The 18068-nt window shown below is 73.1% G+C and carries 19 protein-coding genes, 1 tRNA gene and 1 other RNA gene; 8 read left to right on the plus strand and 13 right to left on the minus strand.

Annotation, left to right across the window (positions count from 1 at the left end; translation table 11 throughout):
• Nucleotides 1-3: 3 nt before the first annotated feature.
• On the minus strand, nt 4-1863 hold the full coding sequence (locus tag ACFQ2D_RS13135) for an ArnT family glycosyltransferase (protein WP_280942070.1): 1860 nt from the start codon (nt 1861-1863) through the stop codon (nt 4-6).
• A gap of 49 nt (nt 1864-1912) precedes the next feature.
• Here ACFQ2D_RS13135 and ACFQ2D_RS13140 point away from each other — a divergent pair, with 49 nt between their 5' ends.
• The 4 genes from ACFQ2D_RS13140 (at nt 1913) to ACFQ2D_RS13155 (ending at nt 6380) form a co-directional block, all read left to right on the plus strand.
• Nucleotides 1913-2869 carry an AAA family ATPase gene (locus tag ACFQ2D_RS13140; protein ID WP_386795673.1) on the plus strand — a complete coding sequence of 319 codons (957 nt, stop codon included), beginning with the start codon at nt 1913-1915 and terminating at the stop codon, nt 2867-2869.
• A 94-nt stretch (nt 2870-2963) separates the two neighbouring features.
• The gene (locus tag ACFQ2D_RS13145; protein WP_386795696.1) at nt 2964-3938 is read left to right on the plus strand and encodes a DUF58 domain-containing protein; all 975 of its coding nucleotides are present in this window, start codon (nt 2964-2966) and stop codon (nt 3936-3938) included.
• Nucleotides 3919-5901: a transglutaminase TgpA family protein gene (locus ACFQ2D_RS13150; protein WP_386795674.1), complete on the plus strand. Its 1983-nt coding sequence runs from the start codon at nt 3919-3921 to the stop codon at nt 5899-5901. The genes ACFQ2D_RS13145 and ACFQ2D_RS13150 overlap by 20 nt, the downstream gene beginning before the upstream one ends.
• The gene (locus tag ACFQ2D_RS13155) at nt 5898-6380 is read left to right on the plus strand and encodes a Slp family lipoprotein (protein WP_280942066.1); all 483 of its coding nucleotides are present in this window, start codon (nt 5898-5900) and stop codon (nt 6378-6380) included. The genes ACFQ2D_RS13150 and ACFQ2D_RS13155 overlap by 4 nt, the downstream gene beginning before the upstream one ends.
• Before the next feature lie 15 nt (nt 6381-6395).
• Here ACFQ2D_RS13155 and ACFQ2D_RS13160 read toward each other — a convergent pair whose 3' ends face one another.
• From ACFQ2D_RS13160 to dnaX, 4 genes are all read right to left on the minus strand, one after another.
• Nucleotides 6396-6740: a histidine triad nucleotide-binding protein gene (locus ACFQ2D_RS13160; RefSeq protein WP_280942065.1), complete on the minus strand. Its 345-nt coding sequence runs from the start codon at nt 6738-6740 to the stop codon at nt 6396-6398.
• A 125-nt stretch (nt 6741-6865) separates the two neighbouring features.
• On the minus strand, nt 6866-7459 hold the full coding sequence (gene recR / locus ACFQ2D_RS13165; protein WP_280942064.1) for a recombination mediator RecR: 594 nt from the start codon (nt 7457-7459) through the stop codon (nt 6866-6868).
• A 96-nt stretch (nt 7460-7555) separates the two neighbouring features.
• On the minus strand, nt 7556-7876 hold the full coding sequence (locus ACFQ2D_RS13170) for a YbaB/EbfC family nucleoid-associated protein (RefSeq protein WP_280942062.1): 321 nt from the start codon (nt 7874-7876) through the stop codon (nt 7556-7558).
• A 9-nt stretch (nt 7877-7885) separates the two neighbouring features.
• Nucleotides 7886-9679: a DNA polymerase III subunit gamma/tau gene (dnaX, locus tag ACFQ2D_RS13175; RefSeq protein WP_386795675.1), complete on the minus strand. Its 1794-nt coding sequence runs from the start codon at nt 9677-9679 to the stop codon at nt 7886-7888.
• A 148-nt stretch (nt 9680-9827) separates the two neighbouring features.
• On the opposite strand from dnaX, the gene ACFQ2D_RS13180 reads away from it, so the two are divergent.
• The 3 genes from ACFQ2D_RS13180 to ffs all read left to right on the plus strand — a co-directional run bounded on the left by ACFQ2D_RS13180 (nt 9828) and on the right by ffs (nt 11163).
• Nucleotides 9828-9920: transfer RNA gene (locus tag ACFQ2D_RS13180), tRNA-Ser, on the plus strand.
• A gap of 258 nt (nt 9921-10178) precedes the next feature.
• On the plus strand, nt 10179-10967 hold the full coding sequence (locus tag ACFQ2D_RS13185) for an EAL domain-containing protein (protein ID WP_386795676.1): 789 nt from the start codon (nt 10179-10181) through the stop codon (nt 10965-10967).
• Nucleotides 10968-11066: 99 nt separating this feature from the next.
• An RNA gene (gene ffs, locus ACFQ2D_RS13190) (signal recognition particle sRNA small type) lies at nt 11067-11163 on the plus strand.
• A gap of 210 nt (nt 11164-11373) precedes the next feature.
• On the opposite strand, the gene ACFQ2D_RS13195 is transcribed toward ffs, so the two are convergent.
• The 8 genes from ACFQ2D_RS13195 to ACFQ2D_RS13230 all read right to left on the minus strand — a co-directional run bounded on the left by ACFQ2D_RS13195 (nt 11374) and on the right by ACFQ2D_RS13230 (nt 16937).
• Nucleotides 11374-11937, minus strand: a complete 564-nt coding sequence (locus ACFQ2D_RS13195) for a hypothetical protein (RefSeq protein ID WP_280942653.1) — start codon at nt 11935-11937, stop codon at nt 11374-11376.
• A gap of 33 nt (nt 11938-11970) precedes the next feature.
• Entirely contained in the window at nt 11971-12969 is a 999-nt protein-coding gene (locus ACFQ2D_RS13200; protein WP_280942652.1) for a gluconolaconase, read from the minus strand.
• A 129-nt stretch (nt 12970-13098) separates the two neighbouring features.
• Entirely contained in the window at nt 13099-13539 is a 441-nt protein-coding gene (locus ACFQ2D_RS13205) for a molybdenum cofactor biosynthesis protein MoaE (RefSeq protein WP_280942651.1), read from the minus strand.
• A gap of 34 nt (nt 13540-13573) precedes the next feature.
• Entirely contained in the window at nt 13574-13816 is a 243-nt protein-coding gene (locus ACFQ2D_RS13210) for a MoaD/ThiS family protein (protein ID WP_280942677.1), read from the minus strand.
• Nucleotides 13813-14301 (minus strand): cyclic pyranopterin monophosphate synthase MoaC, encoded by a 489-nt coding sequence (gene moaC, locus ACFQ2D_RS13215; protein WP_280942650.1) that lies wholly within the window; start codon nt 14299-14301, stop codon nt 13813-13815. The genes ACFQ2D_RS13210 and moaC overlap by 4 nt, the downstream gene beginning before the upstream one ends.
• Before the next feature lie 38 nt (nt 14302-14339).
• Nucleotides 14340-15359 (minus strand): GTP 3',8-cyclase MoaA, encoded by a 1020-nt coding sequence (gene moaA, locus ACFQ2D_RS13220; RefSeq protein WP_280942649.1) that lies wholly within the window; start codon nt 15357-15359, stop codon nt 14340-14342.
• Nucleotides 15356-16120 (minus strand): MBL fold metallo-hydrolase, encoded by a 765-nt coding sequence (locus tag ACFQ2D_RS13225; protein ID WP_280942648.1) that lies wholly within the window; start codon nt 16118-16120, stop codon nt 15356-15358. Before ACFQ2D_RS13225 ends, moaA begins: the two co-directional genes overlap by 4 nt.
• Before the next feature lie 58 nt (nt 16121-16178).
• Nucleotides 16179-16937, minus strand: coding sequence for a 3-deoxy-D-manno-octulosonic acid kinase (locus ACFQ2D_RS13230; protein ID WP_280942647.1), 759 nt, complete (start codon nt 16935-16937; stop codon nt 16179-16181).
• Between the two features lie 19 nt (nt 16938-16956).
• On the opposite strand from ACFQ2D_RS13230, the gene ACFQ2D_RS13235 reads away from it, so the two are divergent.
• Entirely contained in the window at nt 16957-18009 is a 1053-nt protein-coding gene (locus tag ACFQ2D_RS13235) for a glycosyltransferase family 9 protein (protein WP_280942646.1), read from the plus strand.
• Nucleotides 18010-18068 lie beyond the last annotated feature (59 nt).

Consider the following 18068-nt stretch of genomic DNA (forward strand, 5'->3'; position numbering starts at 1 on the left):
CGTTTACGGACGCGCTTCGCCCGACAACTCCACCGGCCAGGCCGCGAACCGCTCCACGCTGCCGTCGCCGCCGGTCACCTCGACCCCGAGCCAGTAGCGTCCCGGCGCCACTCCGGACGCATCGACCCGTGCGCGGAACGCCACGCGCGGCAGCGACGGATCCTGCGAGCGCCCGCCGTAGAAGCGCTGCGGCCAGTCGTCGTGCAGCCCGTATTCGGCCTGCGCGACCACGCGCCCGTCCAGCGTCAACGCCACGCTCTTGACCCCGGCCACGTCCTTGATCGCCCAGCCGCTGGCCTCGAACACGGCCGGCAGGCGTTCGCCGGCCTGCGGCGCGTTGAGCCAGGCGATCGCCGGCGGCACGCAGGGGGCCGGTGCCGCGCCCTCCCGCGGCTCCAGCGCGAACAGCAGGAACCGCCGGCTGCCGCCGTCGGCATCGACGACCTCGGGCGCCGGAAGCGCGCCGAAGCGGCGGCACAGGGCCTGGTAATGATCGAGCAGTTCGCTCAGCTTGACGTCGCCCGGCGACACCACCAGCAGGGCCGGGCGCGCCGCGGAAGCATCCTCCCCGACCTCCAGGCCCCACAGCGCCAGCTGCGGCGCGCGTCCGTGCGCGCGGTTGAGCGCGTGCGGCAGCACCGGGATCGCCGGGTCGCCCAGCGCGAACCCGAGCTCGGCGCCGACCTTGAAGTTGTCCGCGATCACCTGCGTGCCTTCCGGCATCTGCGCCTTGCGCCGCCGCACCGCTTCGGCCAGTTCGTCCCAGCCGGAGAAGTTCTGCGGATACCACTTGGTCGCGGCAGTGCGCTCGCGAAGTTCCGGCGAGGACACCGCGGCGTAGTAGCCGAGCATCGACAGCATGCCGGCGAGCGCGATCACCCAGGTCAGCACGCGCAGCCAGCGCGGCCAGGTCGCCAGCACCAGCGGCAGCAGCGGCAGCAGGGCGACGTACCCGGGCAGCGGCCAGTGGAAGCTGACCCGCTCGGTATCGGCGAAAAAGCCCAGCGCGAAGAAACCGGCCACCACGATGCCGCCGGACAGCGCCAGCAGCCGCAGTGCATCGTTGGGATGGCGTCGGAAGCGCCATGCGCCAACCAGCAGTGCGGCCAGCAGCAGCGGGGTGACGAACGCGGCCTGGATGGGCAGGAAGGTGATGCCGTCGCGATGCAGCGCCCAGGGATGGCGATCGACCAGCTGGAAGCGCAGACCCGCCTCCGCGTTCTCGATATTCCAGGCCAGCAGCGGCATCCACGCCGCCGCACCGAAGGCGATGGCGATGATCACGCGCGGATCGCGCAGCAGTTCGCGGCCGCGCGCGATCAGCAGCAGGGCGACCATGCCCGCGCCGATCGCGGCGATGAAGCGGTAATGGCTGAGTGCACCGATCGCCAGGCCCACCGCCAGCTGCACTGCCGCGCCATAGCTGATCTGGCGCAGCATCCGCGTCAGCGCGTCCAGGCACAGCAGGGTCGCCAGCGCCATGAGCACGTCGGGCAGCGCCATCACGCCGATGCTGGCGAACAGCGGCAACGCCAGCGCCCCGCAGCCGGCGACCCAGGCCCGCGCCGGCTCCAGCTCGCGGCGCGCGATGCGCACCACCAGCCACGGCAGCGCGGCGGAGACGATCACGAACAGCGAGCGCGCCGCGAGCACGCTGTCGCCGAACAGTTCACCGCCGAGGCGGATCGTCCAGGCGGTCAAGCCCGGCAGGTCGGAGTAGGCCCAGGCCAGGTGCCGGCCTTCCTGCCAGTAGAAGGCCTCGTCGACGAACAGCGGCAGGCGCGCGGCCACCACCACCTTGGCCAGCACCACGCAGCACCACAGGGCGATGAATGCCGTCCGCCCGATGTTCCGTTCCTGCATGCGCCGCAACCCCGTACACTCGAAATCCGCCTGTCCAACGGAGAGCGTCGTGTCCGCCGCCATCCACGAACCCGCCATGCTAACCGACCGCGATCAAGACGCGTTGACGGCGGCGCAGGCGCAGGTCAACCGCCTGGTGCTGGGCAAGGCGCGCGAGGTGCAGCTGGCGTTCGTCGCCCTCCTCTGCGACGGCCACCTGCTGATCGAGGACCTGCCCGGCCTGGGCAAGACCACGCTGGCGCATGCGCTGGCCGCGACCCTGGGACTGGGCTTCCAGCGCGTGCAGTTCACCTCCGACCTGCTGCCTTCGGACATCGTCGGTGTATCGATCTTCGATGCGCAGGCGCGCCGCTTCGAGTTCCATCCCGGCCCGGTGTTCGCCAACGTGCTGCTGGCCGACGAGATCAACCGCGCGCCGCCGCGCACGCAGAGCGCCCTGCTCGAGGCCATGGCCGAATACCAGGTGACGGTCGACGGCACCACGCATCGCCTGCCCGAGCCGTTCTTCGTCATCGCCACGCAGAACCCGGTGGACCTGTCGGGCACCTATCCCCTGCCCGACTCGCAGCTCGACCGCTTCCTGCTGCGGCTGTCGCTGGGCTATCCGGACGAAGCGGCCGAGCGTGCGCTGCTGGCCGGCGAGGACCGCCGCGGCCTGATCGCGCGCGCCACGCCGATCCTCGGCGGCGACGACGTGCTTCGCCTGCGCCAGGCGGTGGCCGGGGTACACGCCAGCGAGGCGCTGGTGGACTACGTGCATGCGCTGCTGGCGCGCAGCCGCCAGGCGCCGGGCGTGCGCGTGGGCCTGTCGCCTCGCGCGGGCATCGCGCTGCTGCGCGCGGCGCGCGCGCATGCGCTGCTGCAGGGCCGGACCGCCGCCACGCCCGAGGACGTGCAGGCCCTGTTCGGCGCGGTGGCGGCGCACCGGCTGGTGGCGGACGTCGAGGCCGGAAGCGATGGCGCCGCGCTGGCGATGTCGATCCTGCGGGACGTGCCGGTGGACTGATGCCGGCGGCGATGACGGCTTCCGCCCCTGCTCCCCTGCACGCCGACGCGCGCCGCGCCTGCGCCCTCGCGGCGATCGGCGGAAACGCCTGATGCTGCGCGCGATCCGCCGCCGCCTGGATGCGCGCTTCGATGCCTGGATCCGCAGGCGCACGCCGGGGCGGCTGCCGGTGCGGTTCGACCGGCATCGCATCTATGTCCTTCCCACCCGCTTCGGCCTGTTCTTCGCCGTGCTGCTGCTGGCGATGGGCGCCGGCGCGCTCAACTACAACAACAACCCGGCACTGCTGCTGTGCCTGCTGCTGGGAGGCGCGGGCATCGCCAGCCTGCTGCAGGCGCAGCTGCAGCTGAGCGGACTGGCGATCCACGCCATCGGCGCCGAGCCGGTCGCGGCCGGCGCGCCGCTGCGCCTGCGCGTGCACGCGCGTGCCGACGACTCCCGCGAGCGCCGCGGGCTGCGCGTGGACTGCACCGGCCAGACCGCGACCCTGGACCTGGCCAACAGCGCCGGGGAAGCCGACATCGTCCTGCCCACCCGCGTGCGCGGCTGGCTGGATCCGGGCCGCCTGCGCATCTCGACCACGCGGCCGCTGGGCCTCGCCCGGGCCTGGGCCTATGCCTGGGCCGACGCGCCGCTGCTGGTCTATCCGGCGCCCGAGGCGGGCGGTCCGCCGCTGCCGACCGGGCGCGGCGAGCAGGCGCAGTCGCGGGTCTCGCCCGGCGGAGAGGACGTGCACCACCTGCGCGACTGGCGCCGCGGCGACAGCCTGCGCGCGGTCGCCTGGAAGGCGTCGGCACGTCGCGACGCGCTGCTGGTGCGCGAATTCGAGCAGCCGCAGGGCGCCGACATCGTGCTCGACTGGCAGCGACTGCAGGCCCTGCGCCACGAGGACCGGATCCGCCGCCTGGCGCGCTGGGTGGACGAGGCCGAGCGCGAGTCGCGCCGCTACCGCCTGCGCCTGCCCGGCCAGCCGGAACTGGGCCCGGGCCGCGGCGCCGCGCACCGCCACGCCTGCCTGCGCGCCCTGGCCCTGCTGCCGCGCGAGGACGATGCCCGTGCCGCGGGCTGAGGCGCTGCCGCTCGACCGCGCCGCGCGCGGCTGGGCGCTGGCCGCGGCGGCCGCCTGCCTGCTGCCGCTGCTGCCGCAGCTGCCGGCCGCGATCGCCTGGGGCTGCGCCGGCGCCGGCGTGCTGGTGGCCCTGGCCGGGCGGCACCGTCCGCTGCCGGGCTGGCTGCGGATCGCGCTGGCGCTGTGCCTGTTCGGCGTGGTGCTGTCGATATCGCGCTTCAGCCTCGGGCGCGACACCGCCTGCGCACTGCTCGCGGCCATGCTGGCGATCAAACCCGGCGAGCTGGCCTCGCTGCGCGACGCGCGCAGCCTGGTGGGATTCGCGCTATTCGCGCCGTTCTCGACCTTCCTGCTCGACCAGGGGCCGCTGTCGCTGGTGCTGGGCCTGCTCGGCGCGGTGGTCGCCCTGGCCGCGCTGGCGCAGCTGTCCGAGCGCGAGTCCGGCGAAGCCGCGCGCGTGGCGCCGCGCCAGCGGCTGGCGCTGGTGGGCAGGCTGCTGCTGGTCGGCCTGCCGCTGGCGCTGTCCGCCTTCTGGCTGTTTCCGCGCCTGGGCACGCCGCTCTGGGGCGTGCCGGAACGCGCCCTGGCGCGGCCCGGCCTCTCGGACGAGATGGCGCCGGGCGAGTGGCTGGACCTGATGAACGACGAGCGCCCGGCGCTGCGCGCCAGTTTCTCCGGCCAGCCGCCGCCGCAGTCGCAGATGTACTGGCGCGGGCCGGTGTTGATGGACTACGACGGCCGTACCTGGACCCGCGCGCGCCGGTTCGAGGCGCTGCCGCCGCCCGAGGTCGAGCCGGCGCGGGCGCGCTGGCGCTACGAGATGGTGCTGGAGCCGACCGAACGCCGCACCGTGGTGGCGCTGGAACTGCCCGACGCCGCCCCCCAGGCGGCACGCCTGTCCTGGGACTACACCCTGGAAGCCCGCGCGCCGCTGGTCTCGGTGAGCCGCTGGCGCATGGACGCCGCGCCGCCGCGCCGCTTCGAGCCGCGCCTGCTGCCCTTCATCCGCGAAAGCGCGCTGCGCCTGCCGGACGGGTTCAATCCGCGCACCGTCGCGCTCGGGCGGCAGTGGCGGCGCGAGCTCGGATCCACGGGCGATGCGGCCATCGTCGAACGCGCGATGGCGATGATCCGCGCCGAGTTCGGCTATACCCTGGCCACGCCCCTCCCCGGCCGTCATTCGGCCGACGAATTCCTGTTCGAGTGGAAGCGGGGTTTCTGCGAGCACTTCGCCTCGGGCTTCGCCATCCTGATGCGCGCGGCCGGCATCCCTTCGCGGGTGGTCACCGGCTATGCCGGCGGCACCCGCAACCCGATCGGCGACTACTGGATCGTGCGCAACCAGGATGCGCACGCCTGGGTCGAGGTCTGGCTGGACGGCCGCGGTTGGGTACGCGTGGATCCCACCGCGGCGGTCGCGCCGGAGCGGATCTACGACACCATCGACGATCGCGCGTCCGGCGGCGGCTTCACCGCCCTGCCCGGCGTGGGCCCGATGCTGGATGTGGGCGACTGGCTGCGCCGCGGCTGGAACGACATGGTGCTCGGCTTCGATGCGGCGCGGCAGGTGGCCATGCTGCGCCCGCTGGGCCTGGACGGCGCCGGCTGGCGCGGCCTGGTCGGCCTGTTCGCCGCCAGCGCGCTGCTGGCCCTGGCCTGGATGCTGTGGCTGACCGCCCGCGCCGATCGCGGCGGCGACCGGGTGCTGGCGGCCTGGCGCCGCCTCGGCGCGCGCTACGCGAGGCTGGGCCTGGCGCGCGCACCGCACGAACCCTCGCTGCAGTGGGCCCGGCGCGTGGCGGCGCTGCGCCCGGCCGACGGCGGCGCGCTGCTCGCGCTCACCGAACGTTTCGAAAACTGGCGCTACGCTCCGCGGGCGACAGGCGCGGACCCCGCGTCGCTGATCCGCGACCTGCGCCGCCACCGCCCCGCACGAACCGCCCGCCCGGAATCCTCGCCATGACCGTCCGCCTCCTGCTTCCCGCCGCCGCGCTCTTGCTGCTCGCCGCCTGCGCCTCCCAGCCCCGGCCGCTGCGCGGCGAATTCAGCGCCATGACCCCGCATGCCGCGGTCGAATCCGACGCCACCGGACTGCCGGTGCGCTGGGGCGGTCGCATCGTGCGGGTCGAGCCGGGTCCGAACCGGACCTGCTTCGAGATGATCTCCACCCGCCTGGCCGCGACCGGCCGTCCATGGTGGGGCAGCGACGACAGCCACGGCCGCTTCATCGCCTGCCGCGCCGGCTTCTACGACCCGGCGGTGTTCGAGGTGAACCGCGAGGTCACCTTCTCCGGCACCGTCACCGGCTACGAGACCCGCCGCATCGGCGAGTACGACTATCGCCTCCCCGCGCTTGCCGCCGACGTGGTGTACCTGTGGCCCAAGCGCGAACCGGTGCTGATCACCCGGCCCGAGCCGTGGCCCTGGTGGGGCTGGTGGTGAGGCGGCCGGGGCCGCTCAGCGCGCCCCGAAGCCGCCCAGCGGCGCGCCGGCCAGCAGGTGCAGGTGGATCTGGAACACGGTCTGCCCGCCGTCGCCGTTGCAGTTCATGACGATGCGGTAGCCGTCCTCGGCGAAGCCCTGCGCCCTGGCGTAGGCCGCGGCCGCGATGGCCAGGCGGCCGACGATTTCGGGACGGTCGCCGGGCACGTCGTTCAAGGTCGCGAAATCCTCTTTCGGCACGAACAGCACGTGCACCGGCGCCTGCGGCGCGATGTCGCGGAAGGCGATGACGTGCTCGTCCTCGAACACGATGTCGGCGGGGATCTCGCGGCGGATGATCTTCTGGAAGATGGTGGGCATGGCGGGGCCGTGGCAAACGTTGGAGGTCGGGGGCTGGACGCGGCGTCCGGGGCCATGCCCGGCGCATGCATCGTCGAGGCGAGCCTAGCGCGGATCGTTCCCCCGCGCCGGCCCGGCGCGGACGCTCATGCCATCTCGCTGCGCGATCCGAACGCGTGCGACAGCGTGCCGCGGTCGACGTATTCGAGTTCGCCGCCCAGCGGCACGCCGTGCGCGAGGCGGCTGGGCTTGACCCGGTGCTGGCGCGCCAGCTGGGCCAGGTAGTGCGCGGTGGCCTCGCCTTCGACCGTGGGATTGGTGGCGATGATCAGTTCCTGCACCTCGCCCTCGCCCAGGCGCGTGTCCAGCCGGTCGAGGCCGATCTCGCGCGGACCGATGCCGTCGAGCGGCGACAGCCGCCCCTGCAGCACGAAATACAGCCCGCGATAGCCGGTGGCCTGCTCGATCGCCAGCCGGTCGGCCGGCGACTCGACCACGCACAGCTGCTGCGCGTCGCGCGAGGCACTGGCGCAGGTGGCGCAGACTTCGCTTTCGCTGAAATCGCGGCAGCGGCCGCAGTGCCCCACCCGCTCGACCGCGTCGGCCAGCGCCGCGGCCAGGCGCCGGCCGCCGTCGCGCTCGCGTTCGAGCACGTGGTAGGCCATGCGCTGCGCGGTCTTCTGGCCCACGCCCGGCAGCACGCGGAAGGCCTCGATCAGCTGTTCGAGCAGGGAGGACATCGGTTGGTGGTTCGTGATCGGTGATTCGTGATTGGCAGAAGCGGATCGCGCGGCGGTTGCCTGGCGAATCACGAATCACCAATCACGAACCACGGCTCAGAACGGCAGCTTCATCCCGGGCGGGATCGGCATGCCGGCGGTGGCGCCGGCCATCTTCTCGCGCGAGGCGGCGTCGATCTTGTTGGAGGCGTCGTTGAAGGCGGCCGCGATCAGGTCCTCGGCCATCTCCGGATCGGACAGCACGCTCGGATCGATGCGCACCTTGCGGCACTCCTTGGCGCCCGACAGGGTGACGCTGACCATGCCGCCGCCGGCGCTGCCGGTGACTTCGAGGGCAGCGATCTCCTGCTGCACCTTCTGCATGTTCTCCTGCATCTTCTGCGCCTGCTGCATCAGCTGGGCGATGTTTCCACGCATGGCGTATTCCTAGGCTTCGTCGAATGGTCGGATGGAATCTGGCACGACCCGGGCGCCCTGCTGCTGGATCAGCCGCTGCACGTGCGGGTCGGACAGGAAGGCGCTCTCGGCCGCGGCCTGGCGTTCGTCGCGCTCGCGCGCGGTGCGCGTGTGCAGCGTCTCGCCCGGGGCCTCGACCGCGTCCTCGAACCGGATCTGCGGCGCGACGCCCAGCGCCGGCGCGAGCGCATTGGCCAGCTGGGTGACCAGGAAAGGCGCCTTGAGGTGGTCGTCGCTGGACGGCAGGGCAAGGCGCAGCACGCCGCCGGTCCAGTCGATGAAGGCGGCATGCGCCGCCAGTTCGCGCACCGGCCCACGCAGACCGAGGCCGGCGACCAGGTCGACCCAGGCCGCCTCGTCCAGCGGACCGCGCGTGGCGCTGGCGCCTGCCGGCGCCTCGGTCCGCGACGGGGCCCGACGCGCGGTTTCGGGCGGCGGCGCATCAACGACGGGCGGGGCGGCCTGGACCGGCTCCGGCTCTCGCGGCGCGGGCGGCGTCGCGCGTGGGGGCGGCGCGACACCTTCCGCCGGGGTCTGCGCAGGCGCGGGCGACGCCGTGCGCGCGGGCGCCGGACGCGGCGGCTGCATGTCGGCTTCCAGGGCCGCGCGCGCCGCCTCGGCCGCCGAGCGTCCGCCGCGCGCCGGGGCCGCGCCCGCAGCCGGCCCGCCGGCAGCGCCGCCGCCTTCGGCGGGGCGGAAGGCGAGCATCCGCAGCAGGCTCATCTCGAAGCCCGAACGCGCGCTGGGCGCCAGCGGCAGGTCGCGGCGGCCGTTCAGCGCCATCTGGTACCACAGTTGCACCAGCTCGGGACGCAGCGCCGACGCCAGCGGCACGATGTCGATGCCGTCGGCCTCGCCGGGACTGCCGGGCACCAGCTGCCGCACCTGGATGCGGTGCAGGGCGGCAGCCATCGCCTCGAGCACGCCGGACCAGTCAGGCGAGAACTCGGCCAGGGTCGCGATCTCGTCCATCAGCCGCGCGCCGTCGCCCGCGGCCAGCGCCTCGAGCAGCGCGCCCACGCGGGTGCGGTCGACGGTGCCGAGCATGGTCGCCACCCCGGCCTCGGACAGGTTGCCGCCGGTGTAGGCGATCGCCTGGTCGAGCAGCGACAGCCCGTCGCGCAGGCTGCCGTCGGCCGCGCGCGCCAGCTGGCGCACCGCGCCAGGCTCCACGGCGATGCCCTCGGCCTCGAGGATCTTCGCGATCTGCCCGCCGATCTGTTCCTCGTCCAGGCGCTTGAGGTTGAACTGCAGGCAGCGCGACAGCACCGTGACCAGGAGCTTCTCCGGGTCGGTGGTGGCGAACAGGAACTTCACGTGCTCCGGCGGCTCCTCCAGCGTCTTGAGCAGCGCGTTGAACGCCGGCTTGGAGAGCATGTGCACTTCGTCGATCAGGTAGACCTTGTAGCGGCCGCGCGAGGGCATGTACTGCGCGTTGTCGATCAGGTCGCGGACGTTGTCGACGCCGGTGTTCGACGCCGCGTCGATCTCCAGCAGGTCGATGTAGCGTCCCGCGTCGATCGCCTGGCAGGTCTCGCACTGGCCGCAGGGATCGGCGCCCGTGCCCTGCTCGCAGTTCAGGCTCTTGGCGAAGATCCGCGCGATCGTGGTCTTGCCCACGCCGCGGGTGCCGGTGAACAGGTAGGCGTGGTGCACGCGGCCGGAATCGAGCGCATTGGACAGCGCGCGGACCACGTGTTCCTGGCCCACCAGCTCGGCGAACCGCCTGGGGCGCCACTTGCGGGCGAGGACGAGGTACGACATGCGTCCATTGTGCCGCGCCGCGCACGGGTTTGTCCGCCCGGACCGGGCCGTTCAGCCCGCGGCGGCGGCGCTCGGTTGTGGTGCAGGCCCGGCGCCGCTAGAATTTGCGCCCCTGCGTGCGGCTGGATGTCGCCTGCCGGGGCCTCGCGGAGAGGTGTCCGAGTGGTTGAAGGAGCACGCCTGGAAAGTGTGTAAGCGTCTAAACCGCGCTTCGGGGGTTCGAATCCCCCTCTCTCCGCCAGTTTCATCTGGGTAGTTGGATCGGGTCGCGCGGGGTTCGCCGGCGGCACGATGAGGGGCAAGCGCCCCTGGGTTCGGCAGCCGATACGCGCAAGCGCCGAACGCATCCACATCCGCCGCCCGTACGCACGCCCCGCAAGGGGCGTTCTGCGTCGGCGCCGCCCGGCCCCGGGACGGCAGACCGGACGGCCGCTGCCCATCGCGGTCCCTGCTCGCCGCTTCTGCCATCCTGCCGCTCCCTCTCGCGCCGGAACGTCGCATGTACCTCACCCGCTTTTTCGGCGACCACGCCAGCCCGCACCCCTGCGCGAGTTGCGGAGATGCCGACCGGCTGGACTTCGACGTCCGCATGGCCTTCCAGCCCATCGTCGACGCGCGCGACCGCTCGGTGTTCGGCTACGAGGCGCTGGTGCGGACCGTCGAGGGCGGCGGCGCGGCCGAGATCCTGGGGCGGGTCGGACCGCAGCAGCTTTACCGGTTCGACCAGACCTGCCGGGTCAAGGCGATCGAGACCGCCGCCCGCCTCGGCCTGCAGTCGCGGCTGTCGATCAACTTCCTGCCCAACGCCGTGTACGAGCCGGCGACCTGCATCCGCCTGACCCTGGCCGCGGCCCGGCGCTGCGGCTTCCCGACGGACCGGCTGGTGTTCGAGACCGCCGAGTCGGAGCAGGTGCGAGACCACGCGCACCTGACGCGGATCTTCCGCGACTACCGCAGCCGCGGCTTCCTCACGGCGATCGACGACTTCGGTGCCGGCTACGCGGGCCTGGGACTGCTGGCCGAGTTCCAGCCGGACGTGCTCAAGCTCGACATGGCGCTGCTGCGCGGGATCGCCACCGATCCGGCCCGCCAGGCCATCGTCGGCGGGGTGGCGCGGATCGCGGCGGAACTCGGATCGACGGTGATCGCGGAGGGCGTGGAGACCGCGGCCGAATACCGCGCGCTGCGGACGCTGGGGATCGCGCTGTTCCAGGGCTACCTGTTCGGCCGACCGCAGCTCGAGACGCTGGGCGAGGTGCCTGCGTCGACATGGGACGCGCTGGACTGACGTGCGCGCGGTCGCGCTGGCCGCCGCTGCCGCCGACGTCTACAATTGCGCTCCGCCGCGCGGCCGTGCCCGCGCAGCGTCAGAGTTTCCATGGTGGCCCCGTCGGCCCCTCGCGACGCTAGATCGAAAACCCCGCCAGGGCCGGAAGGCAGCAACGGTATCGATCGACGCGGGTGCCGAGGTCAGCTGGCGGGGCCACCGCCTTTCCGGGCCCGCATCGACAGCGCCGACGGCCGGCGGTTCATTGCCGCTGCCCACGCGCCGGGCTTGTCCCGACAGCGACGGGAGGCCGCGTCGGCACGGCGAGCAGCGGACGCGCTTTACTGCCGCACTCGTGGCGACATGCCTTCGCAGTGCGGGCAGCGGCGCCAGGGGCTACGCGGGAACGGCTGCCTGCCCCGGGACATCAGCGCGACCTGCCGCCTCCGGCGCCCGACGCCAGTTCCACCACCGGCTGCCCGTCTTCCTGGCTGAATACCACCGCGTAGGACAGCCGCAGCGCCACCGGCGTGTCGATCGAATCGGGCTCGGCACAGGCGTCCGGCGAGGCGCGACCATCGGACGTGCGGCAGACCAGCGCCGGATCGAAGCGCCAGCGGCGCACCGACTCCTCCAGCAGCGCGGCAAAGCGCGCCCGGTGCGGTCCCGTGCCCGGGCATTGGACGCCTTCGCGCGGACGCACATCGCCCACCACCCCGTCGGCATCGATATCGACTTCCACGCAGAGGGTCTGCGGCGCCAGCCGCAGCGCGAGCAGGTCGGGCGGATAGACCGGCAGCTCCGATTCGACCAGCAGCGGGAATACGAAGGCCTGGCTGGCCTCGAGCTGCATGCGCGTGGCGCCCGGCGGAGGCGGTACGAGCGCGACCTCCACGTTGGCCACCGGAGGCGGCGGATCGGCCGGCACGGTGCGGCAGGCCGCCAGGCAGGTCACCCCCAGCAGTATCCATAGCGCTGTCCAGTTCCGCATCCCTGTCTCCTTCGCCAGCGTTCTTGCGCGATCTTACGGGACGATGCCCAGTGCATCGGGCTGCCTGCCCGTCGGCCAGTAGTCGAGCACGCGCCAGTCCGCGGTATCCACCACCGCGATGCGGTCGCCGCCGCTGATCGCGACGTACACGCGCGCTCGCGCCGGATCGGCGATCGCGCCGATCGGCATGGGGCCGGCCCCCAGCATGCTCTGCCCGGCCTCCGCGCCCTCCGGCCGCAGCACCACCGTGGCCACCTGCGTCCGCTCGGTGGCGTCGAACACCGACATGGTCGCCGCCATCGCGTTGGTGACCAGCGCGTGGCGGCCATCGGGCGTGAACACCACGCGGATCGGGAAGCCGGGGCTGGGCAGCGTGTCGATCCTGGCCAAGGTCTCCGGGTCGTGCACGGTCACCGTGTCCTCGGCGCGATTGGTGACCCAGACGCTGCCGTCGGGCGCCACCTCGATGCCCTCGGCGCCCTCGCCCGCCGCGACTTCGTGCGTCACCCGCCCGGCCGCCAGGTCCACCCGCAGCACCTTGCCCGCGGCGATCTTGCTCACGTACGCGATCGCACCGTCGCGCGACAGCGCGAACATGTGGCCGACGCCGTCGCCGACCCCGATCGCCTGCGCCACCGAACCCTGCGCCAGGTCCACGCGCAGCAGCGCATGGCTCTGCTCGGTGGTCACCAGCACCTCGCCGCGGCCCGGCAGGAAGCTCACGCCGTGCGGCCGGCCATGTTCACCCAGGTCGATGCTGCGCGGCGCCGCGCCACCCGCCAGGTCCAGCACGGTCAGCGCGTGCCCCGGCTGCTGGTGCCCGTAGGCGGTCACCACCGCGCTGCGGCCGTCGGGAGACACCGCGATTTCGTGCGGGCCGGCGCCGGTGGCGAACTCCGCCATGCGGCTGCCGTCGTCCAGCGACAGCCGCCAGACGGTGTCGTCGCTCTTGTTGCCCACCAGCAGGGTGCCCTGCGCCAACGCGGCGGCCGGGAGCAGCAGGGCGAGCGCGAACAGGAAGCGACGGTGCATGGCGACCTCGGCTGGAGCGGATTGAAGGGGTTTGCGTGGGCCAGTGCCGGCGCGCGCGATATCCCGATGGTCGCCCGCGTCGGATGGGTCGTCCAGCGCGGCGGTTGGCACGCTCCGGCCTGGATCACGTCATTCCCTGGCCGCTGGATCCCCGGATCGCGGATGCAGCCAGCCGGCCTCGCCATCGGCATAGCGCTCGTGCTTCCAGATGGGCACGCGCGCCTTCACTTCGTCGACGATCCAGCGGCAGGCATCGAACGCCGCGGCGCGGTGCGCGGCGCTGGCGCCGGCCCAGACCGCAAGTTCGCCAATGGCCAGGTCGCCGATGCGATGCACGCAGCAGGCCTCGACCGCATCGAACCGCGCCAGCGCCTCGGCCACGATGCGCTCGCCCTCGGCTTCGGCCAGTTCGACGTAGGCCTCGTAGCGGAGCCCGTGGACGGGCCTGCCCTCGTTGTGGTCGCGCACCCAGCCCTCGAACGCGGCGAACGCGCCGGCGCGATCGTGCAGCAGCCGCTCGCGCAGCGGCGCGATCTCGAACGGCGCATCGGCGATGCGGAACCGCTTCATGCCGGCCGACCCCCGGCAGCCACGCCGCGCACCGTCATCCTCCCGACACCGGCGGGATGAAGGCCACTTCCGCGCCGTCGCGGACCGCGTCGGTCCAGCGCGCGAACTCGCCGTCCACCGCCACGCGCAGGCGTTCGCGCGGCAGCGCGAAGCCGTGCCGCCCGCGCGCCTCGGCATACAGCGCCGCGAGATCGCCGTCCGCCTCGACGGTTTCCGAGCCCGTGCCCGCGGCATCGCGCAGGCTGGCGAAATACAGCAGCGTCACCCGCGCCATCAGCCGACCTGCCCGAAATCGCGCTTGCCGCCGCGCTTGCCGGCCAGCTTCGCCGGACCCAGCACGATCGCGTGCGACAGCGCCTTGCACATGTCGTAGACGGTCAGCGCGGCGACGGTGGCGCCGGTCAGCGCCTCCATCTCCACGCCGGTGCGATGGGTGGTCCTGACCGCGCACTCGATGCGCAATTCGCGTTCGCCGTGCCAGTCGATCGCGATGCGCACGCCGTCGATCGGCAGCGGATGGCAGAACGGAATCAGCTCGTGGGTACGCTTGACCGCCATGGTGCCGGCGATCACCGCGGTGTCGACGATGCCGCCCTTGGCGCTGCGCAGCCCGGAACGGCGCAGCTGGGCGGCCACCTCGGCGGGAAAGCGCACGCGGCACTCGGCCAGCGCCTGGCGCGCGGTGACGGCCTTGCCGGAGACATCGACCATGGCCGGCCGGCCCTGGTCGTCGAGATGGGTCAATGTGCTGCGCTTCGCCATGGCGCCATCCTAGCCGCTGCAGGCGCCGGCTGCCGCGCTCAACCGCCGACCAGGAACATTTCCACGTGTCGTCGCGGCACCTGCGTGCTGCCGCGCAGTTCGCTGTAGCGGTCGGCACGTTGCGACCATACCTGGGCCAGCCGCGCCGCTGCCGCGGCTTCGCCCTGCGCCAGCGCGGGCCGCAGGTCCACTCCCCGCGACGAAAACAGGCAGGTATAGAGGTGGCCGTCGGCGGACACGCGCGCGCGGTGGCAGTCGCCGCAGAACGGGGCGCTCACCGAACTGACGAAGCCGATCTCGCCGGCCCCGTCCAGGAAGGCGTGGCGCCGCGCCACCTCGCCGCGATAGTTGGCGTCCAGCGCGCGCAGCGGCCAGCGCGCGTGGATACGGTCGCGCAGTTCGGCCGAGCTGACCACGCCCTCGCGCCTCCAGTCGTTGCAGGTGCCCACGTCCATGTATTCGATGAAGCGCAGCACGTGTCCGCTGCCGCGGAAATGCGCGACCAGGCCCTCGACCTCGGCCTCGTTGATGCCGCGCTGGACCACGCAGTTGATCTTGAGCGGTCCGAACCCCGCCGCCTCGGCCGCGGCGATCCCGGCCAGCACGTCGGCCACGTCGCCGCGCCCGCCCGACAGCTGGCGGAACAGCGCCGGGTCGAGCGCGTCGAGGCTGACCGTGATCCGGCGCAGCCCGGCCGCGCGCAGCGGCCCGGCGTGGCGCGCCAGCAGCGCGCCGTTGGTGGTCATCGCCAGGTCCTCGATGCCCTCGATACGGGCCAGCCGCGCGACCAGTTCCGGCAGTCCGCGCCGCAGCAGCGGCTCGCCGCCGGTGATGCGCAGCTTGGTCGCGCCCAGTCGCGCGGCCGCGCGCGCCAGCGTTTCGATCGCTTCGAAGGACAGCCGCCCCGCCGCATCCAGCCCGTAATCTTCGGGAATCCGGTCTGCGGGCATGCAGTAGCCGCAGCGGAAATTGCAGGCCTCGATCACCGACAGCCGCAGGTCGCGCAGCGGTCGTGCCAAGCGGTCCACCACGGGCGCGCTGTCGGGCCGCGCGTTCATGGCCCGTCCCCGGACCGGGGCGGAGGCGCCGGCGGCGCCAGGTCGATGACCTCGCCCGGCGTCGCGACCCGATGCCCGCGTGCCGCCATCGCCTGGCCGTCGGCCACGCTGGCGTAGTGGTAGAGCACGCAGCGCGCCAGCAGCGCCGGCTCGTACTCGCGCTCGAGGTCCTCGATGCCGCTGTGCGAGGGATTGCCGTGCAATCCGCAGTCGTGCGCCACCAGCTCGCCGCGATCGGCGTGCCGGCGCAGCTGTTCGGGGACCGGCCGGGTATCGCCGGTCCACACCAGGCTGCCGGGCAGGCGCAGGCCGAAGGCGGTATCCGGCCAGTGGTGGCGCACCGGGAACACCTCCAGCCGCAGCCCGTCGTGCCAGAACGCATCGCCGACCGGGATCACCCGGAACGCATCCCAGAAGTTGGCGCCACCCTCGGCCAGCACGTTGGGATAGGCGCCGACGCGCTGGTGCAGCAGCGGCACCACGCTGGCCGGGACGTAGACCGGCATGCGCCCGCGCCGCGCCGGGTCGAAGTATTCCGAGACGAACAGCCGCTCGAATCCACCGACGTGATCGAGGTGGGTATGGGTGATGAACAGCGCCGGCGGAGGCGCGCCGTAGTGCGCCAGGAAGGCGGTCAGGCCCTCGCTGCCGCAGTCGATGGTGAGCCAGGGCCGGCCGTCGCGCTCGATGGTGGCCATGGGCGAACCCAGCTCCACCGCCGAGGCGTTGCCCACGCCGTGGAAGCGCAGCGCCCAGCTCACCGCGCGGCGCTCCCGCCGCTGGCGTCCGGACCGGAGCGGGGCGGCCGCCGCAGCATCGTCAGTTGCCGCGCGCCCAACGCGCGTCGTAGGCCTTGCGCAGCCGCGCGAAGCCGGCTTCGACCGCGGGCGCCCCACCGGGGCCGGCCACCTTGTGCAGCGAACGCAGCAGGCGCTGCAGGTTGCGCTCGCGCCAGGCCGTGGCCGGGATGTGCATGCGGCTGCGGTCGAAGTCGATCAGCCAGCCCTTGCCCGCGGCGTCGTAGAGCACGTTGTGCGCGTTGAGGTCGGCATGGTCCAGGCCTTCACGGTGGAAGCGCGCGACCAGCACGCCGGTCTGCTCCCAGGGCGCGTCGGCGGGCGACTCGCGCACCAGCTCGGCCAGCGAGCGCACCTCGCGCAGCCGCTCGATGATGATCCAGGCGCGGTAGCTGAAGCGGCTGCGCAGGTAGCAGGCCGCGATCGGCTGCGGCACCGGGCACTTGCGCCGCAGCAGCTCGCGCAGGATGCGGAACTCGGCGAAGCTGCGGGTGTGGTCGGCGCCGCGCCACAGGTAGCGGTCGCGGCTGAGCTTCGCCGCCATGCCGCCGCGCAGGTACTGGCGCAGCACGCAGGGGCCATGGCTGGCGTCGATGAACCAGGCGCCGCCGCGGCCGCTGCCGGACACCGCCTGCGCGCGCATGCCCCACTGCGCGGCGTCGAACCAGCGCGGGTCCACTTGCCGCAGCTGCGTGGAGTCGAACAGAATCGCCCCATACTCGCCGCTGCCGTGCGGATCGCGGAAGGGCGTCAGGCTCTCAGTGGCGTCGAACGCGACCATCCAGCGAGTCTAGCAAGCCGTGGCCCAACCTCCCCCTGCTCCGCGCTCCATCTGCCTGCTGCGCCTCTCGGCGCTGGGCGATGTCACCCATGTGCTGCCGCTGGTGGCCACCCTGCGCGATGCGTGGCCCGACATCGCCCTGACCTGGGTGATCGGCAAGGGCGAGCACCGCCTGCTCGAGGGCCTGTCCGGGATCGAGTTCCTCGTCTACGACAAGAAGACCGGCCTGGCCGGCATGCGCGCCGTGCGCCGGGCGCTGGCCGGGCGCCGCTTCGACGCGCTGCTGCAGATGCAGGTGGCGGCCCGCGCCAACCTGCTCTCGGCCTTCGTGCCCGCACGACGCCGCATCGGCTACGACCGCTCGCGTTCGAAGGACCTGCACGGCCTGTTCGTCAACGAGCGCATCCCCGATCGTCCGGGCATCCACGTGCTCGACGCCATCGGCAGCTTCTGCGAGCCGCTGGGGCTGCGCCAGGACCGCGTGCGCTGGGACATGCCGGTGCCGGCGGAGGCACGCGAATGGGCGCGGGCGCAGTGGCCCGACGACGGCGTCCCCGCCCTGCTGGTCTCGCCCTGCTCCAGCCACCAGCGCCGCAACTGGTATGCCGACCGCTACGCCGCACTGGCCGACCATGCCGCCGCGCGGGGTTGGCGGGTGGTGCTGTGCGGCGGCCGCAGCCAGCTCGAGCGCGACACCACCGACGCCATCCTCGCGGCGATGACCGCGCCGGCGCTGGACCTGGTCGGCAAGGACACGCTCAAGCAGCTGCCCGCCCTGCTGGAGCGCGCGGCCCTGCTGGTCACGCCCGATTCGGGCCCTATGCACATCGCCAATGCCATGGGCACGAAGGTGCTGGGCCTGCACGCGGCCAGCAACCCGGCGCGCAGCGGGCCGTATTCGGACCGCCGCTACTGCGTGGACCGCTACGACGATGCCGCGCGCAAGTACCTGGGCAGGCCGGCGGCGGAGCTGAAGTGGGGCACGAAGATCGAGTTCGATGGGGTGATGGAACTGGTGACGGTGGACGACGCCATCGCGGCATTCGAGCGGTACCGGGCCGAGCAGGGCTGAGGACCCGGCGCCGTCCCTGCCTCGGCACGCCCCTCCGACGCGCCCCATCCCGCCCTGCC

The sequence above is a fragment of the Luteimonas composti genome (genome assembly GCF_042678665.1).
Taxonomy (GTDB): Bacteria; Pseudomonadota; Gammaproteobacteria; order Xanthomonadales; family Xanthomonadaceae; genus Luteimonas; species Luteimonas composti.

Excerpts from the sequence above, each read along its gene's own strand:
- ACFQ2D_RS13185 (WP_386795676.1), top strand. The coding sequence starts at position 10,179 with ATGTACCTCACCCGCTTTTTCGGCGACCACGCCAGCCCGCACCCCTGC.
- ACFQ2D_RS13160 (WP_280942065.1), bottom strand. The coding sequence starts at position 6,740 with ATGCCCACCATCTTCCAGAAGATCATCCGCCGCGAGATCCCCGCCGAC.
- recR (WP_280942064.1), bottom strand. The coding sequence starts at position 7,459 with ATGTCCTCCCTGCTCGAACAGCTGATCGAGGCCTTCCGCGTGCTGCCG.
- dnaX (WP_386795675.1), bottom strand. The coding sequence starts at position 9,679 with ATGTCGTACCTCGTCCTCGCCCGCAAGTGGCGCCCCAGGCGGTTCGCC.
- ACFQ2D_RS13170 (WP_280942062.1), bottom strand. The coding sequence starts at position 7,876 with ATGCGTGGAAACATCGCCCAGCTGATGCAGCAGGCGCAGAAGATGCAG.
- ACFQ2D_RS13200 (WP_280942652.1), bottom strand. The coding sequence starts at position 12,969 with ATGCACCGTCGCTTCCTGTTCGCGCTCGCCCTGCTGCTCCCGGCCGCC.
- ACFQ2D_RS13205 (WP_280942651.1), bottom strand. The coding sequence starts at position 13,539 with ATGAAGCGGTTCCGCATCGCCGATGCGCCGTTCGAGATCGCGCCGCTG.
- ACFQ2D_RS13150 (WP_386795674.1), top strand. The coding sequence starts at position 3,919 with ATGCCCGTGCCGCGGGCTGAGGCGCTGCCGCTCGACCGCGCCGCGCGC.
- ACFQ2D_RS13195 (WP_280942653.1), bottom strand. The coding sequence starts at position 11,937 with ATGCGGAACTGGACAGCGCTATGGATACTGCTGGGGGTGACCTGCCTG.
- ACFQ2D_RS13155 (WP_280942066.1), top strand. The coding sequence starts at position 5,898 with ATGACCGTCCGCCTCCTGCTTCCCGCCGCCGCGCTCTTGCTGCTCGCC.
- ACFQ2D_RS13135 (WP_280942070.1), bottom strand. The coding sequence starts at position 1,863 with ATGCAGGAACGGAACATCGGGCGGACGGCATTCATCGCCCTGTGGTGC.
- moaC (WP_280942650.1), bottom strand. The coding sequence starts at position 14,301 with ATGGCGAAGCGCAGCACATTGACCCATCTCGACGACCAGGGCCGGCCG.
- ACFQ2D_RS13230 (WP_280942647.1), bottom strand. The coding sequence starts at position 16,937 with ATGGTCGCGTTCGACGCCACTGAGAGCCTGACGCCCTTCCGCGATCCG.
- moaA (WP_280942649.1), bottom strand. The coding sequence starts at position 15,359 with ATGAACGCGCGGCCCGACAGCGCGCCCGTGGTGGACCGCTTGGCACGA.